This is a genomic window from Arcicella sp. GW458-12-2-14-TSB2 (assembly GCF_059423785.1).
The window spans coordinates 1-3,836 of sequence record NZ_JBWKYN010000290.1 but is presented as its reverse complement, the minus strand read 5'-3'; the positions used below and the strand labels follow the sequence as shown (position 1 = coordinate 3,836).

Here is a 3,836-nt window from a genome sequence, read left to right as displayed (position 1 = left end):
AAGGTATACAACAAAATAACTAAAAACAAGTACTTAATCAATAATTTTAATCAATTGATTAAAATTATTGATTAACCCTAAAAGGCTAATAAAAATACATAAAATAGTACAAAAAAAAGCTCACAACTCATAGCTTTGAGCTATGAGTTGTGAGCTTTAAGAAGGTGAATGTTTATTCCTTCAAATCAAGTCAGATTTATCATTCTATGCTTTCAGATATGGGCTTTGAGAATGTTAATGTCCATTTCTTCAAACCCAACCTTTAGCTGTTGATGGTCTTTGAAGTTGAATACCTGCCCGTCATTCCTTACTTTCTCAATGGCTGAAAAATCTAACGTCTCAACCAACCAGCCTATTTCTTGTGGCTTTTTCGTAGTTATGATTCCTTCTTCTGGCATACCTTTGTCTGGTGTTGCATAAAATCCTGCGAAACCATAATTGATATCCACCGCTGGCGACCATAGAGCATTACCAACTGTTTGGGAAACAACGGTATAAGCCTGATTTTCTAAGGCCCTAGCCCTAGCACCAATATGTACACGCGTAGCACCACGAATAGTTTCTGTACAACTTGGTGCTAAAATTAAAGATGCCCCCACCGTCGCTAACATTTGCGAGCCTATAGCGAACTCTACATCATAGCAAATTTGGATACCAAAAGTCCCCCATTCCGCTTCAAAAAGGGTTAGATTTTTAGGATTGGCAGCATCTATTCCCCATTCTTCATTTTCAAAACGAGTCATGAAAAACTTATCCTGAAAACCTACCAACCCTCTTGCTGAAAAAACAAAAGCTCGATTGAAAATCTTATCGTTTTCAAGTACAGGAAAACTAGGCGCTACAATAATTACTTGATATTTATTAGCCAACTCAGCAAAAACCTTGCAAAATGCCTCTTTTAAGGTCTGTAATGCCAATACTTGTTGCTGAATATCTTCTTGAATTGTTTTATCGAAAATACTTACTAATTCCATTGAACCATATTCTGGAAAAAGTAATAATTGAGCGTGTTGTTGAACGGCATTTAAAACCCAGTTTTCAGTATGTATATGCCAATCTTCAAAAGTAAGATGTTCAGTAATTGGGTATTGAGCTGAGGCAATCGTTACGTTCATTATTGATTAATTTATAAATCTCTTTTCCAGTAAATCATCGTTTTGGGCGTTGATATACTTTCATTAATATCTGGCCATTCAAAAGTACTTTGCAACGAAGTTTCTTTACGATAGCCTCTTTTCATCCAAAAAGCATCATTTGAACGATAATCCTTAGGTTGTAAAGGATGATTTTCACCACGGTCTACGGCACAAAAGCAAGTAGTTTTGTAAGTACCAAAACTTCTAGCATAAGTTTCTCGTTCATGAAAAAAAAAATGTCCTAATCCTAGTCCTCTATAATCTTTTAAAAGAATACTTTCTCCAAAATAAAAGATGGTATCAATATCAAAACCAGCTTTTTCAAAAGGCAATCGTACTTCTGGGCTCTCGTCAGCTAATGGAATACACGTAGTAGCTCCTACCATTTTACTACCGTCATAAACAGCAAACACAAAAGCCCTCTCTGCTTCTGAATATATTTTCAGATATTCCATTTCATAGGCTACCGTACCTTCATAAAGATAAGGAAAATCATGAAAAACGGTAATTCTTAATTGTGCTAAATCTTCAAAAACAGTGCTAATTTCTTGGCCTTTTTTGGTAATATATGAGATCGTCTGCATTGAATAGTTGCTTATTCTGAAACCAATTTAATCCATAAAGGGAGGTTATAATAGGTAGTTACTCTACTTATTTTTCCCTCTGTTATTCCTAAAAATGCCGCCGCTGGTAAAATATATGATTGATTGTGTGCTTCTGGAAAGCCTTCTTCTCCTTTTTTGTAAATTCCATTTACCACAAATTCAACCGCTACCCGTTCGTTATTAGGTTCCTCAAAAAACACCATTTCAGTCAATGTTTCCTCGTAAGATTCATCCATGTGTTTCATAAATTCTGTAAACAGTTCAATCCCAATTCTTGGCTCGCCTTGGTTGGGTTCATGGCGAACGTCTGGATGTAAAAGTGCCAGCATTCCAGCCCAATCTTTTTGATTAAAATACGCGTAATATTGTTTTACGATTTCTAATGAAGTCATTGCTTATAATTTTTAAATTAATAGTTATTTAAAAGTATCAACACTGATTAATACTTTTATTAATGCAAAATAAGCAAGATTTATGTTTCAATATAAATCAAGAGCCTCTTGATTTTGATAAATTTTGTCGTAAAGTTCTTTTTGGCATATTATATGATAATCAATTTTATGGAGACTCGAATATGCTGCGTCCATACATTATCGTCAAAATAAAGCAGTAAAATAAAATAGTCTAATTTAGTATGAGTTAATAATTATTAAAATATTACAGAATAAATATCATTAAGTTAATTAGCATAGTTCATAACAGAACATGTGTTTTTATTAAGTAATTTCACCCACTTACATTTCCCCAAAAGCCCAAAATATTCTCTTTAAAGTATAAATACGTATGAAACTTTTTTTGATTGTAGCAGTAATAGTAGCATTTGGCTTTTCTATTTCGACTAAAAACTTAGACCAGCTAACCATTAATAAAATTCAAGTAATTGGCTCACACAATAGTTATAAAGTAGCCATTGATTCCACTCTTTTTAAATTAATTAGTAAGAATAACAAACCCGATTTATCTGGCTTGGAATATAGCCACCCTCCTATTACAACTCAGCTCGACTTAGGTTTAAGAAATTTAGAAATCGATGTTTATTCAGATACTTTAGGCGGAAAATATGCTGAACCTTTCGGCTTGAAATTAGTAAAAAATCAACCTCCTTTTGATACTGAAAAAAAAATGCAATTACCTGGCTTCAAAGTATTTCATGTACAAGATATTGACTTCAGAAGTCACCATCCTCTTTTCAAAGATTATCTGATTGAATTAAAAGAATGGTCTAAGAAAAATCCTAAGCATGAGCCTATTTTCATCACGATGAATGCCAAAGATGATGAGATAAAAAAGCCGGGATTTACCATACCTGAAAAATTCATTCCTAAAACTTTTGATGCGCTGGAAGGTGACATCAAACATTATTTGGGTGAAGAAAAGTTAATCAAACCAGCTGATATCCAAGGCAATTACTCAACTTTAGAAAACGCCGTATTAAAATCAAACTGGCCTAAACTAAAAAATGCTCGGGGCAAATTTATTTTTGTTTTAGACGAAGAAGGAGCAAAAAGAAATATGTTCATTGAGCACCATCCTTCCTTAAAAGGCAGAATAATGTTTGTTAATGCACTACCCAACACCCCCGAGGCTGCTATATTAATTTTAAATGACCCCAAAAAGAATCAAGCATTAATAAAACAATATGTAGAAAGCGGATATATCGTCAGAACGCGTGCGGATGCTGAAACTATTCAAGCGCGTAAAAACGATTTTTCTCAATTTGAAGCGGCCAAACTTTCGGGTGCTCAGATAATTTCTACAGATTATTATCTAAAAAGTAATCATTTTATATCCGAATATAGAGTATCTTTCGAAAACGATGCCTTTATAAGAAAAAATCCTTTATTTTACTAAAAAATAACAACGAGGTAATTTCAGTGCAGTAAGTAATTTTTGAATTCGCAATTCTTCAATACAGCCAGTCTATTTCTACCCTCAAATTTCAAATGCTAATTATCTAAACCCTATATATATTCATAGGTTATTACACAAAAAAAAATTATACTAAAATAAGTATAATTCCAGTTGTCATACAGAAGGGTTCTATCATTATTTTTATAATTTCGCAATTTTAAAAATAGTTTTTAATGACTAACAA

At 33.0% G+C, this 3,836-nt stretch carries 4 protein-coding genes; 1 reads left to right on the top strand and 3 read right to left on the bottom strand.

Annotated features, from left to right (window positions below; translation table 11 throughout):
• Positions 1–212 precede the first annotated feature (212 nt).
• Genes AC07XN_RS23695 through AC07XN_RS23685 form a run of 3 tightly spaced genes read right to left on the bottom strand, consistent with a single transcriptional unit; the run spans position 213 to position 2,133 of the window.
• Positions 213–1,115, bottom strand: a complete 903-nt coding sequence (locus tag AC07XN_RS23695) for a carbon-nitrogen hydrolase family protein (RefSeq protein ID WP_494744842.1) — start codon at positions 1,113–1,115, stop codon at positions 213–215.
• Between the two features lie 11 nt (positions 1,116–1,126).
• A complete protein-coding gene (locus AC07XN_RS23690; RefSeq protein WP_494744841.1) occupies positions 1,127–1,720 on the bottom strand; it encodes a GNAT family N-acetyltransferase in 594 nt (197 codons plus the stop codon).
• An 11-nt stretch (positions 1,721–1,731) separates the two neighbouring features.
• A complete protein-coding gene (locus AC07XN_RS23685; protein WP_494744840.1) occupies positions 1,732–2,133 on the bottom strand; it encodes a nuclear transport factor 2 family protein in 402 nt (133 codons plus the stop codon).
• Between the two features lie 391 nt (positions 2,134–2,524).
• Here AC07XN_RS23685 and AC07XN_RS23680 point away from each other — a divergent pair, with 391 nt between their 5' ends.
• Positions 2,525–3,592 (top strand): phosphatidylinositol-specific phospholipase C1-like protein, encoded by a 1,068-nt coding sequence (locus tag AC07XN_RS23680; protein ID WP_309912395.1) that lies wholly within the window; start codon positions 2,525–2,527, stop codon positions 3,590–3,592.
• The last annotated feature ends 244 nt before the right edge of the window (positions 3,593–3,836 follow it).

Excerpts from the sequence above, each read along its gene's own strand:
- AC07XN_RS23685 (WP_494744840.1), bottom strand. The coding sequence starts at position 2,133 with ATGACTTCATTAGAAATCGTAAAACAATATTACGCGTATTTTAATCAA.
- AC07XN_RS23690 (WP_494744841.1), bottom strand. The coding sequence starts at position 1,720 with ATGCAGACGATCTCATATATTACCAAAAAAGGCCAAGAAATTAGCACT.
- AC07XN_RS23695 (WP_494744842.1), bottom strand. The coding sequence starts at position 1,115 with ATGAACGTAACGATTGCCTCAGCTCAATACCCAATTACTGAACATCTT.
- AC07XN_RS23680 (WP_309912395.1), top strand. The coding sequence starts at position 2,525 with ATGAAACTTTTTTTGATTGTAGCAGTAATAGTAGCATTTGGCTTTTCT.